Raw genomic sequence first — 17,992 nt, 5'->3', positions numbered from 1 at the left:
ATGGGCTGATCGGATCAGTGCCGGTCGAGCCAGCAGGGGTGGTTCGGCGGCCGGAGAGGACGTGCTCGTGACGGACCGGACACCGGAAGCCGGGCGAATCAAGAGATCGGTCGCCGCGTCGGCGATGGGCAATGCCACCGAGTGGTTCGACTACGGCGTCTACGCCGCGACGGCCACCTACCTCACCGATGCGTTCTTCCCGGGCGACCTGGGGACGCTCGGCACCATGCTCGGCTTCGCCATCTCCTTCGTGCTGCGCCCGCTGGGCGGCATGGTGTGGGGCCCGCTCGGCGATCGCATCGGCCGCAAGGCCGTCCTGGCCACCACGATCCTGCTGATGGCCGCGGCCACCGGTCTAATCGGCGTGCTGCCCACGCACGGCCAGGTGGGTGTGATCGCCCCGATCCTGCTGATCCTGCTGCGGGTGATCCAGGGCTTCTCCACCGGCGGTGAATACGGCGGCGCCGCCACCTACCTCGCCGAATGCGCCAACGATCGCAAACGCGGTTTCCTCGGCAGCTTCCTCGAATTCGGCACCCTGGGCGGATTCGTCGGCGGCTCGGCCGTTGTGCTGGCCTGCCAGCTCGCCGTCGGCTCGGAGGCCATGCACGACTGGGGCTGGCGCATCCCGTTCCTGCTGGCCATTCCGCTCGGCCTGATCGGGTGGTATCTGCGCGCCAAGCTCGACGAATCCCCGGTCTTCACCGAGGTCGCCGAGAACCCGCACCCGCCCACCGGGCTGCGCGAGCTGATCAGCCACTACCCGCGTGAACTGCTCACCCTCGCCGGATTGGTCGTCGCACTGAACGTGGTGAACTACACCCTGCTCACCTATCAGCCGACCTACCTGCAGAAGACCATCGGCCTCGACGAGTCGACCACCACCACGATGATGCTGATCGGCCAGCTGGTGATGATGGTGTGCATCCCGTTCTTCGGCGGCCTGTCCGACCGGGTCGGGCGCCGCCCGCTGTGGCTGGTCTCGCTGGTCGGGCTCGCGGTGCTGGCGGTGCCGATGTATTGGCTGATGGGGGTTGGCACCGGCTGGGCCGTGCTCGGCTTCGTGGTGCTCGGGCTGTTCTACATCCCGCAGCTGGCCACCATCAGCGCGACCTTCCCCGCCATCTTCCCGACCCACGTGCGCTACGCGGGGTTCGCGCTCGGCTACAACGTGTCGACGGCGGTGTTCGGCGGTACCGCGCCGCTGGTGAACGAGGCCGTCATCGAATCGACCGGCTGGTCGCTGTTCCCGGCGTTCTACATGATCGGCGCCACCCTGATCGGCCTGGTGGCCTGGGCGTTCCTGCGGGAGACGGCCGGCACTTCGATCCGTGGCACCGAGGTGCCCGACGCGAACACCGACGAGATCCCGCTGCCGGTGCGGGTGGCCACCGCCTGATCCGCCTGATCCGGGGGCGTCAGTGGGCCAGCTTCAGGCCCACCACACCGCCGACGATCAGCACCAGCAAGCCGATCTTCAGCAGGGAGACGCTCTCGGTGCCGGTGGCCATCGCGTACACGACGGTGAGGGCAGCGCCGATGCCAACCCACACCGCGTACGAAGTGCCCACCGGCAGGGTGCGCATCGCGTAGGCGAGGCCGATCATCGAGAAGATGAGCGCGACGGCGAATACCGCCGAGGGAACGAGCCGGGTGAAGCCTTCGGATTTGCCGAGCGCGGTGGCCCAGACGGCTTCGAGAACGCCGGAAACGATCAGTACTGCCCATGCCATGGCGGTGTCCCTTTCGGAAATACCGTCTTGTCGGTGCCCGGGTACGGTTTCGATCGTCCGGTCGGCCGCTGGGAGGTGGCGGCCTCGTTTCTCATGATAACCACCTACCGCGGGAGGCTCCGCCATGCCAGTATTGGCGCAGTGCCAATATCGGGGTACCGAGGGCACCCATCTGGTCCGGGCACCACGTCCGGGCGTTCGAGTCTGTCGAAAGGACTGTTGCGCATGAGCGAGGTCACCCCTCCCTTCGCCGAGATCGTGAACGCGGCGATGGAGCACACCATCCCGATCGCGCACACCATGGGGGTGCAGGCGGTCGAGGTGCGTCGCGGATACGCGGCCACCACGGTGCCCGTGGCGGGCAACGGCAACCACTTCGGGGTGATGTACGCCGGCGTGCTGTTCACCGTCGCCGAGATCCTCGGTGGTGCGATCGCCGTCGCCACCTTCGACAACTCGGAGTTCTATCCGCTGGTCAAGGATCTGCACATCTACTTCCGTAAGCCGGCCAAGACCGATGTGCGGGCCGAGGCGACACTGTCCGACGCCGAGATCGACCGGATCGTCGCGGAGGCCACCGCGGCGGGCAAGTCCGATTTCACCTTGACGGCGGTGGTCACCGACGCCGACGGCGTGGTGGTCGCGGAAACCGAAGGGCTCTACCAGCTCCGGGCGCACGGCAAGTAGCGTGCGGGCGGGCGGTAGGCGATGGCCCGCCGCCCGTCGTCGATCGTCAGTTCCCCTGGTTCAACCGGATGCGCAGCACATCGCCGCCCTCGGTGCCGGCGAACACCGTCGAGTCCGGGCCGGGGGACACCGCGAGCGCGGTGATCGGCTGGGTGGTGGCCACGGTGCAGGTGGCGCCGGTGGCGACGTCCACGCGGGCCAGCCTGCCGGTCGCGGTGCTCACATAGAGCATGCCGTCCGGGGCGATGGTGAGATCGTCGGGCAGCGCGGGCGGATTCGAATGCGGCGACAGATCGGCCACCACGCTCGGATGCGCCGGATCGGCGATCGGCACCCGCAGCACGCGCGCGGTCGGACTCGACAGCAGCGTCACATACAGCGCGTCGTCGTGCGCCACCAGGCCGTTGAGGCCGAAATCCTGTGGTGCGGCTGCGGTCCACTCACGATCGATGCTGCCGTCGCGGCGCACCCGGATGATGCCGCCGCCGGTGTCGGTGATGTAGAGGTAGCCGTCCTCGTCGAACGCGGCGCCATTGGCCATGCCGATGTTGTCGACGAAGACCTCCGGCACCGGGTTCGCCGCGGTCGGGTCGAACCGGACCACGCCGCCGGTCTTCATGATCGTGCTGGTGGTGATGTTGCCGAAGTTGACGTACATCAGCCCGTCCGGGCCGGGCCGTACGGCGCCGGGGAAGGTGACCGGCACGGTGGCGGTGAGGTTGCCCGCCCTGTCGTAGCGCTCGACGACATTGCGGAAGATGCGCGAAACCCAGAGGTTGCCCTCGGCATCGAAGCCGACGTTCTCCGACCAGTCCAGCAGCGGGACCCGCGCCGCCGTCGCCGTGGACACCGCGGCGGGCGGGCAGGAGGCCGGGTCGGCGAGGGCGGGAGCCGGTGCCAGGAAACCGGCAGCGACCGCGAGCAATGCGGCAGCGGGTGCGCCGAGGAGGCGGCGGCCGGTGAAGCGACGGCGCGGACTGCGGGGTCCCGGATGCGCGTTCGGCAAGACAATCCCGTCTCTGCTGGTGTTCGGTGGGCCGAGCGGGATCGTAGGATGCCGGGCGAGGCCCTCGCAACCCGTCGGGATGGGGGAGCGGGGGCGCGCGGAGTTCGCGGAAAGGTTGCCGCCGTGCGTTTTTGCGCGCCGCCCGGACCTGCTCCCCCCTCTCGGAACAGGTCCGGCCGGCATCGATGACGATGCCGCCGGACTCTCGAGACGGGCTTAAGACCGGCTTAAGGGGCCGCAGGCCCGATCACAGCACGGCTTGGGTCTGGGTCACCTTCGCGACGAGTTTGTCGGCGTCGTCGCGGATTTCGGTTTCCACCACGATGAACTTGCGGCCGGGGTGCAGCACGGTGCTGGAGGCGACCGCGTGGCCGGACCGGATCGCGCGCAGGAAGTTCGACTTGGACTCCACGGTCGTCGTACCGCTCGCGCCCTCGGGCAGGTTGAGGAACGCGCAGACCGCTGCCGTCGCATCCGCCAGCGACATGAGCACGCCGCCGTGCATCGCCCCGCCGAGGGTGCACAGCGACTCGTCCCAGGCGAGCCTGCTGCGGACCAGGCCGGGACCGTGTTCGAGTACTTCGACGCCGAGCCGTTCGGTGAACGGCATGGACTGGTGGAACAGCTGTGTACCTTCGGTATCGATCATGATCTCGAGTGTGCCGGACGCCGGTCAGCCGATCTTGGCGATCACCGCACGCGGCAGCCGGGGGAGGACGAGATCGAACAGCCGCCACGGCCATCCGGGTACACACGCACGCACCCGCTCGGCCTCGATCGCGGCGACCATCGCGGCGACGCCCTTGTCCAGCGGGGCGATCAACCGGGTGTCGCCGGCCTGGGTGACCATCTCGGTGGCGATGAAACCGGGCAGCAGGGTGGTCACCGCGATCGGCGAGGTGCGCAGTTCGGTGGCCAGCCCATCGCCGAGCGCGGCCAGCCCGGCCTTGCTCGCCGCGTACGCGGCCCGCTTGCCGGGGAATCCCCGGACGGCGCTCATCGAGGAGACCAGCACCAGGTGGCCGGAGTTCTGCTCACGGAAGATCTCCAGCGCGGCCTCCGCCTGGGCCAGTGCACTGACGAAATCGGTGGTGGCGGTCGCCAGATTGGCATCGGCGCGACCGGTGCCGACCTTGGCGCCCTTGCCGATCCCGGCGTTCACGATCACTCGATCGAGACCATCGAGCTCGTCGCGGAGTTCGCCGAACACCCCGGGGATCGCGGCGTGATCGTCGACGTCGAGCGCGCGCACCGCGACGGTGATACCGGGGTGCGCGGCCGTCAGTTCGTCGCGCAAGGCCTCGAGCGCGTCCACGCGGCGCGCGCACAGCGCGAGATCGCGGCCCTTGGCGGCGAATTGGCGCGCCATGCCCGCGCCGAGACCCGCGCTGGCGCCGGTGATCAGAATCCTGGTCCTCGTCATGGTTCGACCCTAGTGATGCTGAACAGTGCTCGATAGCGACCGGCGAGCCGGTGGCATTCGATCAGCCGCGGGTCGGGAGGGCGCCGGCGGACCCGCTGTTCGGCGGCGTGGGCAATTGTCGCCACGGACCGCAATTCACCGTTCGGAAGGCCACATCGTGCGCTTCGATCAATACCCGGACCGGCCGTTCGCGGGTGTAATTGTTGGCCCGGACATATCGCATATCGGTGTTGTCGCCCTCGACCTTCCACAGCCGCCGCCAATCGCAGCCGTGTGCCGGGTCGGGTGTGCCGGGCGCTTCCCACAATCCGGGGTTGATATCGACGCCGACGATATAGACGCCGTCGTGCGGCATCTCGGGGGCCGGTGCGGCGGCAGCGGTCCCACCGCCGAGCAATGTGGTGACCGAAGCGATGGCTCCGGCGATGACCAGCGTGCCTGCACGCATGACGATGTCTCCTCGAATCCCGCAAGGTCGCCGCCGGGAAGCGGCCGGTCTGAGATCCCCGAATCTCCCCGGCAGATCTACCAGACGGGTGCACCCCCATTGGGCGATTCGGGGAATTTCGTCGATTCGCACAATTTCCTCGATGTGAGTGATGTCACCGAGGCCGCGATGCGCGATATCTCTTACATGACAGGTCGTCGCTCGGCTCGAATGGTTTCCGGATCCGCGTGTGGGACGCGGTGCGCTCGTTTGTGCACCGACGACGGCCTGGCCTCCGTGCTGGCCGAGGACCGCGCATTACTGCACTGGCGCGCCATGCACGCGCTCGGCGATCAAGGGCTGGCCGAGCAGGCCGTCCAGGAGACGCTGCTGCGGGCCTGGCGTTCCTGTGCCCGCTTCGACGAACGTAAGGGCAGCCTGCGGACCTGGCTGCTGGCCATCGAGCGCAATGTCCTGATCGATATGGCGCGGGCGCGCGCGAGCAGGCCCGGCGACACCGGGTGGGAAGAGGTCTCCGAACTCAGCGATGTCCGCTATTCGCATCCGGACTTCGCCGACGGCCTTGTCGACGGTTTGCTGGTCGACGATCTACTCGCCCGATTGACCGATTCGCAGCGCGCCGCGGTGGTCGAAGTGATCCTGCGGGACCGCGCCTATCAGGAGGTCGCGGCCGAATTCGGCGTCCCGGTGGGCACGGTGAAGACCAGGGTGCACTACGCGCTGCGCACCCTGCGGCAGCTGCCGCAAGCCGCCTGACCTGCGCTGACACCCCTTCCTCCGGCCCCCGGCGCGAAACGGTCGTGGCTCAGATCACACTTCCGTAACGAGGGTTGCGCTGCGGTTGCCGCTGTGACCAGAGTGAACCACTGGGTTTGGTGTTGCTAGTGGGAAGCTAGTGGGAAGGGAGGGGCGCTCCGTCCCGGAGCGCCGACCGCATATGAAGCCGAACTTCGTCAAGGCTGGTCTCTGCGCCGTCGTCGGTACGGCCATGGCGCTCGCTCCGTCCGCCGTCACCGCGACCGCCGCACCGGTATCGCCCGACATGGCCACCAAACTGGCGGGCAGAACCGTCTTCCTCGATCCGGGCCACCAGGGGCCGAACCACACCGAGAACCTCGCGCGCCAGGTCAGCGACGGCCGCGGCGGCACGAAGGACTGCCAGACCACCGGCATGACCACCGTCAACGGCGTCGCCGAACACACCATCAATTGGAACGTCGCCCAGCTGGTCAAGACCTCACTGGAAAGCCTCGGCGCCCGCGTCGTGCTCAGCCGCCAGGACGACAGCGGTTGGGGCGGGTGCATCGACGAGCGCGCCGCGGCCGCCAACGCCTCCGGGGCCGCCGTGGCGGTCAGCATCCACGCCGACGGAGCGCCCGCGCAGTATCGCGGGTTCCACGTCATCGTGCCGCAGTTGCCGATCCCCGACCCCGCGGCCGACCGGGTGCAGTCGACGGCCGGGTTGGCGGCGTCGAAGGCGATGCGCGATGCCTACCTGTCGTCGGGCTTCCCGTCGGCGAACTACGCGGGCGTGGTGGACGGCTTGCAGACCCGCGCCGACGTCGCCGGGCCCGCGTTGACGACCGTGCCCGATGTGTTCATCGAGATGGGCAACGGCGCCAACCCCGAGGATGCCGCGCTGCTGGAATCCGGCGACGGGCAGTTGAAGCACGCCATCGCCATCACCACCGGACTGGTGAGCTTCCTGCTCGGCGCACCGCCGTCGGCCGATACCCCGGTCGGGGCGCCCGATACCGGCGTCGATACCCCCGCGGTGGCTCCTGCGCCGCAGGACCCGGCTCCGACGACGACCTCTGCGGCGCCGACCACGACCGCCGCTGCGGAACCGGCCCCGGCCGGGGCGCCGACTCCCGCGCAGACCACCGCGCCGGCGCCGACCACCACCACGCCACCGGCGGCTCCCGCGCAACGGCCTGGCGTGAACAACTCCCGTACGGCACCCGGCTCCGACGCGCCGCAGACCCGGTCCGCGCCGGCGACCACGCCGAAGTCGACGCCGAGCACCACCAAGGCGCCGAGCGGGTCCAGCAGCACCTCCCCGGAAGCGCGGACCGGCGATTCCGACGACGGCGTCGTCGGCACCGTGATGGAACTGCTGATGCCGCTGGCGAAGGCGCTCGGCATGGACGACACCGCGATCACCGCGGAGCTGATCAACCTGGCCTACACGCTGGCCGCCGCCCTGTTCGCGCCGACGGACTGACCCTAGGCCGCATCCGGCCGTGGGGAGAGGGTGTCGGCGGATGCCAGTAGGGTGTCCGGGTGGCCCAGTCGATTCCTGTCGTGATCGTCGCCGGGTTCCTCGGGTCCGGCAAGACGACATTGCTCAACCATCTGCTCCGCGATAATCGCGGCACCCGGATCGGGGTCGTCGTCAACGACTTCGGCGCGATCAATATCGACGCGATGCTGGTGGCGGGCCAGGTCGACGCCATGGTCTCGCTCGGCAACGGCTGCGTGTGCTGTGCGGTCGACGTCAGCGAATTGGATGAGCTCTTCGACCGGCTCGCCCAGCCGAGCGCCCGCATCGACGTCATCGTGGTCGAGGCCAGCGGCCTGGCCGAACCGCGCAACCTGATTCGCATGGTGGCGGCCAGCGAGAATCCGCGCATCCGCTACGGCGGCCTGGTGGAAGTGGTCGACGCCGAACAGTTCCCGGCGCACCGGGAGCGTCATCCGGAACTGGCCGATCATCTGCGGCTGGCCGATCTGGTGGTGGTCAACAAGGCCGATCGGGTCGAACCGGCGCAGCTCGCACCGCTGCGCGCGGAGATCGCCACGCTGATCGAGCCTGCCCCGGTGTACGCGACCAGCCACGGCCGGATCGAACCTGGCCTGCTGTTCGACGAACCGTTGCGCGAAGCTCCGCGGGTGGCCGAGCAATTGAGCTTCGACGAACTGCTCGCCGAGCATCAGCACGATCCCACCGACGGCCACCGCCATCTGCACGACGAGTACCTCACCGTGTCGTTCACCAGCTCCCGCGATCTGGATCCGAGGCAACTGATCGGCTTCTTCGAGGATCCGCCGCCGGGATTGTTCCGCGCCAAGGGATTCGCCGCATTCGCGGTCGCCGGTGAGCATCGCAAGTTCGTTCTGCACATGGTAGGAAGACATCTCGTATGCGAGCCGGCCGCATGGCGGCGCGGCGAGGATCGCCGCAGCAGGCTGGTTCTCATCGGTGCCGGTCTGGATACCGAACTGGCGCTGAAACGCCTGAACGAGACGGTGCACGCCGGCGAGCAATTGCTGGACGAGGCCTCGATGCTGCCGGTATGGCGATACGTGCCGCACTGAGTCGGCGGCCGGATAATCCGAAATTGGCGCGTTTATCACCAATGTGGCGCAATAGGCGCTGGCGCGACCGTGCCGGTCGCACAAAACTCGTCATCATGTTCGTCGTGTCGCCGCACTAGGCGTGTCGCCTCGTGGGCCCCCGGTGCACTGCGGACAGTTTCGAAGTTCGCTTGTTGACGAGGGGAGAGTGTCATGTACGCGACCAGGGAGACTGCCACTGCATATGTGATCGCCGCGCTGGAGGCCAAAGGTACGGCCACCCGCTACGATTTCGACGTACCGGCCATTGTCGCCGCGTCCCACGCGGCCGCCAGAAGCTGGGACTTCCGTTCCCTCGAGGGCGGCACCTTCTGGCGCATCGCCGCGCGATTCCTGAAATAACATCCGGACCGGTGCAACGTCGCCGGCCCCGGGTCGGGTCGGCGGCGTTCAGTCCAACTGCTCGCACCGGCGATGCGAGCCGGTGATCGACCAGCGTCGCGCCGCCCGCCGCAGCGAACCCGGATCGGTGTACCCGAGCAGCTGAGCCTGCCGGGCCCGGGTGATCGGACCGGTCGCGGTGGCCTCCGCGAGCCGCGCCGCGCGCGCCCGGTCCACCTCCTGACGCCAGGTCGTTCCGGCCTCCATGAGCCTCCGCTGCAGGGTGCGTGGGCTGGTCGCCATCCTGCGCGCTACCGCTTCCAGCGATACCTCACCGACTTCCAAGGCCTTGGCCAGAGCCGTCGCGACCTGCTCCGCCCAGGTGGTGGCCAGCGGCGGAGGCGGCGGCAGCGCGTCGGCCAACGGCTTGAGCACCGTGGCGAGAGTGGGATCGGTGGAGGTGAGCGGCAGATTCATATCGGCGGCGCGGAAGGTCACCGCGTCGATGGGTGCCCGGAATTCGATATCGGTGGTGCCGAAGAGTTCGACAAAGGCGTTCAGCGACGGCGGTGGCTCGCGCCGCAGCTGCACCCGTATCGGGATCACCGGCGCGGCGATCACCAGGCGGCTGCGCGCCACGACGGCGGCCAGCCCCCACAGATGAATCCGGTCTCGGCTGTAGCCATCGGTGTCGACCATCTCGATCGACAGCGTCACTTCGTCGTCGTCCTGGACCAGACCCCAGCGATGGTTGGTGGTCACGGCGGTGACATACGGCCCGAGAGTGCGCAACCCGGAGCCGAGATCGGGTGCGGTGGAGAACAGGTAGTCGTACAGGCCGAGCGCGCCCATGCTGTAGCGGTTCGCCACGCGCAGCGGGACGGCCGGATCGCCGAGCTCGTGTTCGGCGACCTCCCACAGGCGCGCGAAGATCTCGCTCGGCACATACGCCTCGGGGCTGGCAAGGGCCCATGACGGGAGCCCGATGTCCCGGATCAGTTTGTCTCGGTCCAATCCGGCCGCAGTGAGTTCGCCGATGACGAACCGATGCAACGTGACTTGGTCAGAACGCATGCCCTCTCCTGCGGGAGACCTACAAGCACCTGACGGTCACCGTATACGGGCATCCCATGACTCGTCACGAAACGAGACCAGAGTTTACCCGAAAGAATCCCCGCGTAAACACGGAAAATCTGTCTCGTATGCGACATCTCGCGAGCGTGTCATCCTGTCGCGGTAACGACAATCCGGCCGTGGCTCGAGTGCTCCGCCGCAGGTCGAACGCTCAGCCGCAGGCGTTGACCCATTCCGATAACCCGTCCGCGAACAGCTGTCGCTTCCAGATCGGCACCTCGTGTTTGATCCGGTCCACCAGTTCGGCACAGGCGGCGAAGGCTTCGGCCCGATGCGGCGCGGCGACGGCCACCACGATGGCGAGATCGCCGATCGTCAGGCTGCCCACCCGGTGTACCGCGGCCACCGGCAGCCCGGAGGCGTCGGCCTGCTCCGCGCAGCAACGACGCAGAAAGCGTTGCGCGTCCGGATGTGCCGAATACTCCAGCGCCGAGACCGCCTGCCCACCATCGTGGTTGCGTACCACCCCGGTGAACACGACCACCGCGCCGTGCTCGGGGCCCGCGACGGCGGCGTCGACCACCGCCGGATCCAGTGGCCGATCACTGATCTCGGCCAGCCGCACCAGATCACCCGTTGTCATGGTCACCGCCTCCCGCGACCTGAGCCAGCAGATGCCCGAGCAACGGCTCGAGCACCGCGATACCGTCTTTGACCCCGCCGGGGGAGCCGGGCAGGTTCACGATCACCGTCCGGCCGGCCAGTCCCGCCACCCCGCGGCTCAATGCGGCGAGCGGGAACTTCGCGGTGCCGCGCTGCCGGATGGCCTCGGCGACGCCGGGCAGCTCCCGATCCAGCACGGCGAGGGTGGCTTCCGGGGTGGCGTCGGTGGGGGAGGCGCCCGTGCCGCCGGTGGTGACGACCAGCTCGGGCGCGTCACCCAATGCCTCGGCCAGGCCGGCCGCGATATCGGCGTCGGCGTAGATCAGCGGGCCACGTACCGAGAACCCGAGGCCGCGCAGCCATTCGGTGAGGGCGGGACCGGTGGTATCGGTGCGCGTGCCCGCGGCCGCGCCGGTCGAGGCGACCAGCACGACGGCGGACTTGCCGGGCCGCGCGGACTCGGTGGACACCTCGGTGGCGCGCGCATCGGAGGGGGTGGCGGGAACCACCCGATCGGCGCCGCCGGACTCGGCCGCGGGCCGTTCCCAATGCCCGTGCTTGCCACCGTCTTTGGTGAGCAGTCGGACTCCGGTCAGCACGGCCGCCGGATCGACGGCCTTGACCATGTCGTGCAGTGTGAGCCCAGCGACGGCCACCGCGGTCAGCGCCTCCATCTCGACACCGGTGGGCCCCTTGGTCTTCGCGGTGGCCTCGATGGTGATCGAATCCTCGGTGAACCCGAAGGCCACCTTTACCGAGGACAACGCCAGCTGATGGCACAGCGGAATCAGCTCGGAGGTCTTCTTCGCGCCCGCGATGCCGGCGATCCGGGCGGTGGAGAGTACATCGGCCTTGGGCATATCGTCGGCGCGCACCAAGGCGACCACCTCGGCGGTGGTGCGCAGCTCACCCGCCGCGACCGCGACCCTGGTCGTCTCGGCCTTGGCGCTCACATCAACCATATGGGCGCGGCCCTCGGCGTCCACATGCGACAACTCGTTCACAGCGACCACACTCGCACAGTCGCGCCGACCGGCAGAGCATCGACCTCGGCGGGCACATCTATGAGCACATCGGCCGCCGCCATGCTCGCGACCAGGTGCGAGCCGGGCCCGGACACCACCTCCACCGCGCGCGGCCCGCCCGCGGTGCGGGCCAGCCGGCCCCGAAGGAATTGGCGGCGGCCCCGTGGTGAACGGATGGCGCTCAGCAGGGGCAGTTCGAAGACCTCCACCTCGGGCAGCCCGGCCAGGCGGCGCAGCATCGGACGGGCGAACACCTCGAACGAGACCATCGCGCTGACCGGATTACCGGGGAAGCTGAGCACCGGAACGCCATCGACCACGGTCGAACCCTGCGGGCCACCCGGCTGCACCGCCACCGAGCCGAACTGCCCGCCCATCGGTTCCAGGACGTCCTTGACCACTTCGAAATCGCCCTTGGACACCCCGCCGGTGGTGAACACCACGTCGGCCGAACGCGTTGCGGCCGACAGTATCCGGCGGAACTGCGCGGGCTGGTCGCCGCTGTGTTCGACGCCGGCGACGGCGACGCCGTTCGCGGTGAGCGCGGCGGCCAGCGCGATGCCGTTGGAGTCGTAGATCTGGCCCGGCGCCAGCGCGGTGCCCGCGGGGACCAGTTCGTCACCGCTGGTGATCACCACCGCCCGGATCGGCTCGAACACCCGCACCGACGGCAGGCCGACCGCCGCCAGCGCGGCGATATGCCGTGGCGCGAGCAGCGTCCCGGCGGGGACCAGTTCGTCACCGGCCCGGACGTCGGTGCCCGGTTCCCGCACGAACTCGCCCCGGCTGCGCCCGCGCTCGACGACGACGGCACCCGCCTCGCCGCGCGCGTCTTCCACCGGGACCACGCAGTCGGCGCCCGGCGGCACCGGCGCACCGGTCATCACCTTGCGCGCGGTGCCAGGCGCCAGCGGCTCCAGGCCGGGATCGCCTGCCGCGACCACGCCCGACAGCGGCAGTGTCACCGGTGTGACGGCCACGTCGGCGGCGCGCACCGCGTAGCCGTCCATCGCGGAGTTACGGAAGACCGGCAGGTCGACGGGGGCGCGCACGGTGTCGGCCAGCTGCCTGCCCAGGGCGGCGGACACGGCGACGGTCTCGACCGGTCGCGCCGCGAGCGGACGCAGCAGCGTCTCGATGCTGTCGCGATATTCGTCGACGGACCGGACGGCGACGGTGGCGGACCGGGTAGTCATGCGCTCAGCCTAATCGCAGGTCGCGGCCATGGTCGCGGCCATCGTCTCACCCCTGGACCGCGGCGATTGTGAGGTGTGGCGACGGTGACGGCGCCGTGGTGCCCAGCGGCCGACGGGTCATAATGGAGGGGTGACGCTGGTCGAGATGGGCATCCCCGCCGTGCGGTCCGGGCGTCCCTCGCTCGACGGCCGCCCCGAAACACCGCTGCTGGTGGACCGATTCGGCCGCGTCGCCCGCGACCTCAGGGTCTCGATCACCGAGAAATGCTCGCTGCGCTGCACCTACTGCATGCCGGAAGAGGGCCTGCCCGCCATTCCGCACGAGGAATTGCTGACCGCCGCCGAGATCGTCCGGTTGGTCGCGCTCGCCGTGCGTGAGCTGGGCATATGGGAGATCCGCTTCACCGGCGGCGAGCCGCTCATGCGCCGCGATCTGGAAGAGATCATCGCGGGCTGCCATGCGCAGGTACCGCAGACGCCGCTGGCCATGACCACCAACGGGGTCGGTCTGGAACATCGCGCCGAGGGACTGGCGCGCGCCGGGCTCGGCCGGGTCAACGTCTCGCTCGACACCGTCGACCGCTTCGGCTTCGCCACCCTCACCCGCCGCGACCGGCTCGACTCCGTGCTCGCAGGCATCCGCGCCGCCCGCGACGCCGGCCTGGCCCCGATGAAGGTCAACGCGGTGCTGATGCGCCAGACGCTCGCCGGTGCGCCCGACCTGCTGCGCTGGTGCCTGGACGAGGGCTGTGAGCTGCGGTTCATCGAGGAAATGCCGCTGGACGCCGATCACGAGTGGGCGCGCACGAACATGGTGACCGCGGCCGAACTGCTCGAGGTGCTCGGCACCCGATTCGAACTCACCGCCGCCGGGCGATCGGATCCGTCGGCGCCGGCGGAGCGCTGGCTGGTCGACGGCGGGCCCGCGACCGTCGGCATCATCGCGTCGGTGACCAGGAAGTTCTGCGATACCTGCGACCGCACCCGGCTCACCGCCGACGGCATGCTGCGCTCCTGCCTGTTCAGCGATCAGGAGTTCGACCTGCGCGCGGTGCTGCGCTCGGGCGCCGATGATGCCGAGATCGCCCAGCTGTGGCGGGGCGCGATGTGGAACAAGTGGGCGGGCCACGGCATCGACGCGGCCGGTTTCGTCCCACCCGAACGGACGATGGGAGCCATCGGTGGTTGAGGTCCGCTATTTCGCCGCCATCGCCGACGCGGTCGGCAAGGACACCGAAACGCTCGACCTACCCGCCGGGGCCACCGTCGGTGACCTGCGCACCGCCCTGGCCCGCGAGTACGGCCCCGACCTGGACAAGATGCTCGACGTCTGCGCCTATCTCGTCGGTGACGAACTCACCCGCGATGCCGCCGTCGCGTTGCCCCCGCGCGTCGACGTCCTGCCGCCGTTCGCCGGCGGCTGACCGGTTTTCGCACGGGCGTGAGCGGCCGGGCAGGCTGATCCGCATCGATGTCGGCAGCGATGTCGAGAACCGCGATCGTCATCCGTCGTGCTGATGAGAGGGGTATCGGGCTCCTCCGATTCGAGGAAGGATGACGCCATGCAGTACCTGGCATTGCTCGTCGGGCGCGATGACGATCCGGAAGCACTTCCGGGCAGCGCGGAGTTCGACGCGGAGGTCCAGCGGTACGCGGAATTCGAGGAGCGGGTCGCCGCCGCCATCGCGGGCGGTGCGGCGCTGTATCCGTCCAGTACCGCGGTGAACGTTACCCGTGACGGTGACACCACACTGCTCACCGACGGCCCGTTCGCCGAGGGTGCCGAGGTGGTCGGCGGGTTCTACGTCTTCGACGTGGCCGACCTCGACGAGGCCATCGGACTCGCCAGGCAGCTCCCCGCGGTCGAGACGGGTGCGGTCGAGTTGCGCCCGCTGGTGCAGTGGACCCCGCACGACACACCAGGGGCCGATTGGTGGATGGCGCTGCTGTGGGATCGCGCCGACGCGGTGATCGTCCCGGACACCCCGGAATGGGCGGCCGCGCTCACCGAGCACCAGCGCTTCGCCGACCGGGTCGGTGCGGCGAAACGCGGGGGCGGTGCGCTGCGGCCACCGTCATCGGCGACGACCTTGCGCATGCGGGAGGGCGAACTGTCCATCACCGACGGCCCCTTCGCCGAAACCGCGGAGGTGGTCGACGGGTTCTATCTGTTCGCGGCCCCTGATCGGCAAGCGGCCTCGGAGATCGCCGCCCAGATCCCGCTGGGCGCCAAGGGGCGCACCGAACTGCGCCAGATCGTCGACCTCGGCCAGTAGTAGCACTGTGTCCGTGACCACCGAGCCGGCCGAATTCGATCGCGTCTACCGCGCCGAGTTCGGCCGGGCTGTCGCCACGCTCGCTCGGCTGACCGGCGATGTCGGTCTGGCCGAGGACGCCGTTCAGGAAGCGTTCGCCGACGCGCTGCGCACCTGGCCCCGCCGCGGCAGTCCCGACAACCCCGGCGCCTGGATCACCACCGCCGCCCGGCACCGGGCCCTCGACCGTCTGCGGCGCGAATCCTCCCGCGAGGCCAAGGAATACGCTGCCGCCCGACTCGCACCCGAGGACGAGGAGCCGGATGTGGGCTCGATCGCCGACGATCAGCTGCGCATGATCTTCACCTGCTGTCATCCCGCGCTGGCGCCGGAATCCCGGGTCGCACTGACCTTGCGGCTGGTGTGCGGGCTGCGCACGGCCGAGATCGCGCGGGCGTTCCTGCAACCGGAATCCACGGTCGCGCAACGCCTCAGCCGGGCCAAGGCCAAGATCCGTGACGCGGGCATCCCGCTGCGGGTGCCGCCCCCGCAGCTGCTGCCCGAACGCACTCCGGCCGTGCTGGCCTGCATCTACCTGGTGTTCACCGAGGGCTATTTCGCCACGTCGGGCCCTGAGGCGGTGCGAGATGAGCTGTGCGATGAGGCGATTCGGCTCGGCACCCTGGTGTGCGAGCTGATGCCGGACGAGCCGGAGGCCAGGGCCCTGCTGGCGTTGATGCTGCTGACCGACAGCCGCCGCGCCCAACGTCGCGGTGCGGGCGGTGAGCTGATTCCGCTGGAGGAGCAGGATCGCCGCCGCTGGCACCGGACGAAAATCCGGGCGGGCCTCTCGTGTCTGGTCGCGGCCGCCGAGGAGGGCGGCGGCGGAAAGTACCTCGCGCAGGCCAGGATCGCCGCCTCACATGCCGTCGCCCCGAGCTGGGAGCAGACCGATTGGGCCGCCATCGTTTCCGCCTATGACGAGCTGAAGGCCGGTGCCTGGACACCCGCGATCGAGGTGAATCGCGCCGTCGCCATCGGCTTCCTCGACGGCCCGGAGGCCGGGCTCGCGGCCCTGGACGAGATCGCGGACCATCCGCGGCTCGCGGGCAACCATCTCGTCTCGGCCACGCGTGCGGACCTGTTGCGCCGGGCCGGTCGACATCGTGCGGCGGAGCGGCACTACCGCCAGGCCCTGGCGCGGATCGGCACCGATCCGGCGGCGCGGTTTCTGCGACGGCGCCTGGATGAGGTGATCGCCGCGCAGCAGGCGCACCCGGAGCAGCCGGAGCCGTCGAACTAGCGGCCGCTCAGCGCGTCGCGCCGGCGGAGTTCGGCGAGTCGCGCGGCTCAGCGCCACCAGTCGTCGAGCGGGGTGACCGGCACCGTGCGCTTGTGCCGGGTCTTCAGGAAGATGTCCTCCACCCGCTGCGCCACCTCCGCGCTGACCTCTTTGCCCTCGAGGTAGTCGTCGATCTCGCTGTAGCGCAGGCCGAGTGCTTCCTCGTCGGGCAGGGCGGGGCGATCGTCTTCCAGATCGGCGGTCGGCACCTTGGACCAGACCGAGGCCGGTGCGCCGAGCTCCTGGAGCAGCGCCGCGCCCTGACGCTTGGTGAGGCCGGTGAGCGGAGTCAGGTCGACGCCACCGTCACCGAACTTGGTGAAGAAGCCGGTGACCGCCTCGGCCGCGTGGTCGGTGCCCACCACCAGCAGATTCTCCTGACCGGCGATGGCGTACTGGATCACCATCCGTTCCCTGGCCTTGATATTGCCGCGCACGAAATCGCGCAGCTTCGGCACCTGCAATCCCGAGGCGACCTCGGCGGCAACGGCATTGGCGCCGGGGCGCACATTGACCACTACCGACCGCTGCGGCGCGACGAAGTTCATCGCGATCCGCGCATCGGCCTCATCGGCCTGCACGCCGTAGGGCAGCCGCACCGCGATGAAGGTGGCCTCGACACCCTCGGCCAGCAGCTCCTCGGTGGCGAGTTGGCACAGCCGCCCGGCCAGCGCACTGTCCTGGCCGCCGCTGATGCCGAGGACGTATCCCTTCGCCGGTGTGGCGCGCAGATAGTCCTTGAGGAAATCGATCCGGCGCCGGACCTCGGTTTTCGGCTCGATGGACGGCTGGACGCCGAGCTCGGCGATGATCTGTGCACGCAGGTTCCCCATAGCCGCTCACTCTACTGGCGGATGGGGCCCCGCCACACGCCGAACGAGACCTTCCCAGTGATCGCCGATCTGCTCTCTGGTGTAGCCCTGAGCGCGGATCTGGTACAGCACCAGCGCGGCGCTCAGCGCGGCGAGCAGCGCATCGGCCAGCAACGGGATGTCGCCGGGAGTCACCGCCTGCCGCAGCAGCATCGAGACGTGGGTCTTGAGCAGGTTGTAGGGCCGTCCGCCGTACCGTTCGTCGGCCGAGCCCATCTCCGCCGCCCGGTGCAGTTCGCCCTCGACCTCGATGTCGAGCAGTCGCGCCCGCCCGAAGGCCACCAGTCGCTGCACCGGCGGGGCGCCCGGGCCCAGCGGCGGCGGCCCGAACATGAACGCCTCCTGGAACTTGCGTTCGGAATGGTCGAGCAGGGCGAGCATCAGCCCGGTCCGGTTGCCGAAGCGGCGAAAGACCGTGCCTTTGCCGACGCCGGCACGCTTGGCCAGCGCGTCCATGGTGAGTCCGTCGACGCCGTGCTCGCGCACCAGCTGCTGGGCGGCATCGAGCAGGAGCGCACGGTTGCGCGCGGCGTCGGCGCGTTCGGTGGGTTCGCTGATTCCCGGCAGCGGCGCGCCGATGTGGAGCAGCG

General features: G+C 69.5%; 21 protein-coding genes and 1 riboswitch. Of the genes, 10 read left to right on the top strand and 11 right to left on the bottom strand.

Annotated elements, in window-relative coordinates; all coding sequences use genetic code 11:
• The first annotated feature begins 124 nt into the window (after nucleotides 1-124).
• The gene (locus AC4HOU_RS06825) at nucleotides 125-1,399 is read left to right on the top strand and encodes an MFS transporter (protein WP_163816953.1); all 1,275 of its coding nucleotides are present in this window, start codon (nucleotides 125-127) and stop codon (nucleotides 1,397-1,399) included.
• Nucleotides 1,400-1,418: 19 nt separating this feature from the next.
• Here AC4HOU_RS06825 and AC4HOU_RS06820 read toward each other — a convergent pair whose 3' ends face one another.
• On the bottom strand, nucleotides 1,419-1,733 hold the full coding sequence (locus AC4HOU_RS06820; RefSeq protein ID WP_163816907.1) for a DMT family transporter: 315 nt from the start codon (nucleotides 1,731-1,733) through the stop codon (nucleotides 1,419-1,421).
• Nucleotides 1,734-1,749: 16 nt separating this feature from the next.
• Nucleotides 1,750-1,821: riboswitch (guanidine-III (ykkC-III) riboswitch) on the bottom strand.
• A 137-nt stretch (nucleotides 1,822-1,958) separates the two neighbouring features.
• On the opposite strand from AC4HOU_RS06820, the gene AC4HOU_RS06815 reads away from it, so the two are divergent.
• On the top strand, nucleotides 1,959-2,420 hold the full coding sequence (locus tag AC4HOU_RS06815) for a PaaI family thioesterase (protein WP_195019801.1): 462 nt from the start codon (nucleotides 1,959-1,961) through the stop codon (nucleotides 2,418-2,420).
• A 46-nt stretch (nucleotides 2,421-2,466) separates the two neighbouring features.
• Here the strand turns inward: AC4HOU_RS06815 and AC4HOU_RS06810 are convergent, their stop codons facing one another.
• From AC4HOU_RS06810 to AC4HOU_RS06795, 4 genes are all read right to left on the bottom strand, one after another.
• Nucleotides 2,467-3,426, bottom strand: coding sequence for an SMP-30/gluconolactonase/LRE family protein (locus AC4HOU_RS06810; protein WP_195019800.1), 960 nt, complete (start codon nucleotides 3,424-3,426; stop codon nucleotides 2,467-2,469).
• Between the two features lie 247 nt (nucleotides 3,427-3,673).
• Complete coding sequence (locus tag AC4HOU_RS06805) at nucleotides 3,674-4,075, bottom strand: PaaI family thioesterase (RefSeq protein ID WP_163816911.1); 402 nt, start codon at nucleotides 4,073-4,075, stop codon at nucleotides 3,674-3,676.
• A gap of 24 nt (nucleotides 4,076-4,099) precedes the next feature.
• The gene (locus AC4HOU_RS06800) at nucleotides 4,100-4,849 is read right to left on the bottom strand and encodes an SDR family oxidoreductase (RefSeq protein WP_163816913.1); all 750 of its coding nucleotides are present in this window, start codon (nucleotides 4,847-4,849) and stop codon (nucleotides 4,100-4,102) included.
• 61 nt (nucleotides 4,850-4,910) lie between these two features.
• Nucleotides 4,911-5,297, bottom strand: a complete 387-nt coding sequence (locus AC4HOU_RS06795; RefSeq protein WP_195019798.1) for an Rv1352/Rv1906c domain-containing protein — start codon at nucleotides 5,295-5,297, stop codon at nucleotides 4,911-4,913.
• Between the two features lie 249 nt (nucleotides 5,298-5,546).
• Here AC4HOU_RS06795 and AC4HOU_RS06790 point away from each other — a divergent pair, with 249 nt between their 5' ends.
• The 4 genes from AC4HOU_RS06790 (at nucleotide 5,547) to AC4HOU_RS06775 (ending at nucleotide 8,996) form a co-directional block, all read left to right on the top strand.
• Nucleotides 5,547-6,053, top strand: coding sequence for a sigma-70 family RNA polymerase sigma factor (locus AC4HOU_RS06790; RefSeq protein WP_228806743.1), 507 nt, complete (start codon nucleotides 5,547-5,549; stop codon nucleotides 6,051-6,053).
• A 181-nt stretch (nucleotides 6,054-6,234) separates the two neighbouring features.
• Complete coding sequence (locus tag AC4HOU_RS06785) at nucleotides 6,235-7,521, top strand: N-acetylmuramoyl-L-alanine amidase (RefSeq protein ID WP_195019797.1); 1,287 nt, start codon at nucleotides 6,235-6,237, stop codon at nucleotides 7,519-7,521.
• Between the two features lie 59 nt (nucleotides 7,522-7,580).
• Entirely contained in the window at nucleotides 7,581-8,615 is a 1,035-nt protein-coding gene (locus tag AC4HOU_RS06780) for a CobW family GTP-binding protein (RefSeq protein ID WP_195019796.1), read from the top strand.
• Between the two features lie 192 nt (nucleotides 8,616-8,807).
• Nucleotides 8,808-8,996, top strand: a complete 189-nt coding sequence (locus tag AC4HOU_RS06775) for a hypothetical protein (RefSeq protein ID WP_163816922.1) — start codon at nucleotides 8,808-8,810, stop codon at nucleotides 8,994-8,996.
• 48 nt (nucleotides 8,997-9,044) lie between these two features.
• On the opposite strand, the gene AC4HOU_RS06770 is transcribed toward AC4HOU_RS06775, so the two are convergent.
• The 4 genes from AC4HOU_RS06770 to AC4HOU_RS06755 all read right to left on the bottom strand — a co-directional run bounded on the left by AC4HOU_RS06770 (nucleotide 9,045) and on the right by AC4HOU_RS06755 (nucleotide 12,933).
• Nucleotides 9,045-10,049 carry an AraC family transcriptional regulator ligand-binding domain-containing protein gene (locus AC4HOU_RS06770; RefSeq protein WP_163816924.1) on the bottom strand — a complete coding sequence of 335 codons (1,005 nt, stop codon included), beginning with the start codon at nucleotides 10,047-10,049 and terminating at the stop codon, nucleotides 9,045-9,047.
• A 211-nt stretch (nucleotides 10,050-10,260) separates the two neighbouring features.
• Nucleotides 10,261-10,692, bottom strand: a complete 432-nt coding sequence (locus AC4HOU_RS06765; protein WP_195019795.1) for a molybdenum cofactor biosynthesis protein MoaE — start codon at nucleotides 10,690-10,692, stop codon at nucleotides 10,261-10,263.
• Complete coding sequence (gene moaCB, locus AC4HOU_RS06760) at nucleotides 10,679-11,674, bottom strand: bifunctional molybdenum cofactor biosynthesis protein MoaC/MoaB (protein ID WP_228815571.1); 996 nt, start codon at nucleotides 11,672-11,674, stop codon at nucleotides 10,679-10,681. The genes AC4HOU_RS06765 and moaCB overlap by 14 nt, the downstream gene beginning before the upstream one ends.
• Before the next feature lie 38 nt (nucleotides 11,675-11,712).
• Entirely contained in the window at nucleotides 11,713-12,933 is a 1,221-nt protein-coding gene (locus tag AC4HOU_RS06755) for a molybdopterin molybdotransferase MoeA (protein ID WP_195019794.1), read from the bottom strand.
• A gap of 130 nt (nucleotides 12,934-13,063) precedes the next feature.
• Here AC4HOU_RS06755 and moaA point away from each other — a divergent pair, with 130 nt between their 5' ends.
• From moaA to AC4HOU_RS06735, 4 genes are all read left to right on the top strand, one after another.
• A complete protein-coding gene (gene moaA / locus AC4HOU_RS06750; protein ID WP_195019793.1) occupies nucleotides 13,064-14,122 on the top strand; it encodes a GTP 3',8-cyclase MoaA in 1,059 nt (352 codons plus the stop codon).
• Nucleotides 14,115-14,357: a MoaD/ThiS family protein gene (locus AC4HOU_RS06745; RefSeq protein ID WP_163816931.1), complete on the top strand. Its 243-nt coding sequence runs from the start codon at nucleotides 14,115-14,117 to the stop codon at nucleotides 14,355-14,357. Before moaA ends, AC4HOU_RS06745 begins: the two co-directional genes overlap by 8 nt.
• 138 nt (nucleotides 14,358-14,495) lie before the next feature.
• A complete protein-coding gene (locus AC4HOU_RS06740; protein WP_163816933.1) occupies nucleotides 14,496-15,209 on the top strand; it encodes a YciI family protein in 714 nt (237 codons plus the stop codon).
• Between the two features lie 13 nt (nucleotides 15,210-15,222).
• Nucleotides 15,223-16,491 (top strand): RNA polymerase sigma factor, encoded by a 1,269-nt coding sequence (locus AC4HOU_RS06735; RefSeq protein WP_195019792.1) that lies wholly within the window; start codon nucleotides 15,223-15,225, stop codon nucleotides 16,489-16,491.
• Nucleotides 16,492-16,538: 47 nt separating this feature from the next.
• On the opposite strand, the gene nadE is transcribed toward AC4HOU_RS06735, so the two are convergent.
• Nucleotides 16,539-17,363: an NAD(+) synthase gene (gene nadE, locus AC4HOU_RS06730; RefSeq protein ID WP_163816938.1), complete on the bottom strand. Its 825-nt coding sequence runs from the start codon at nucleotides 17,361-17,363 to the stop codon at nucleotides 16,539-16,541.
• A gap of 6 nt (nucleotides 17,364-17,369) precedes the next feature.
• Nucleotides 17,370-17,990 carry a TetR/AcrR family transcriptional regulator gene (locus tag AC4HOU_RS06725; protein ID WP_228806544.1) on the bottom strand — a complete coding sequence of 207 codons (621 nt, stop codon included), beginning with the start codon at nucleotides 17,988-17,990 and terminating at the stop codon, nucleotides 17,370-17,372.
• Nucleotides 17,991-17,992: the final 2 nt, after the last annotated feature.

The organism is Nocardia sp. JCM 38205, from assembly GCF_058222935.1.
This window is presented reverse-complemented; position numbering and strand designations above follow the sequence as displayed.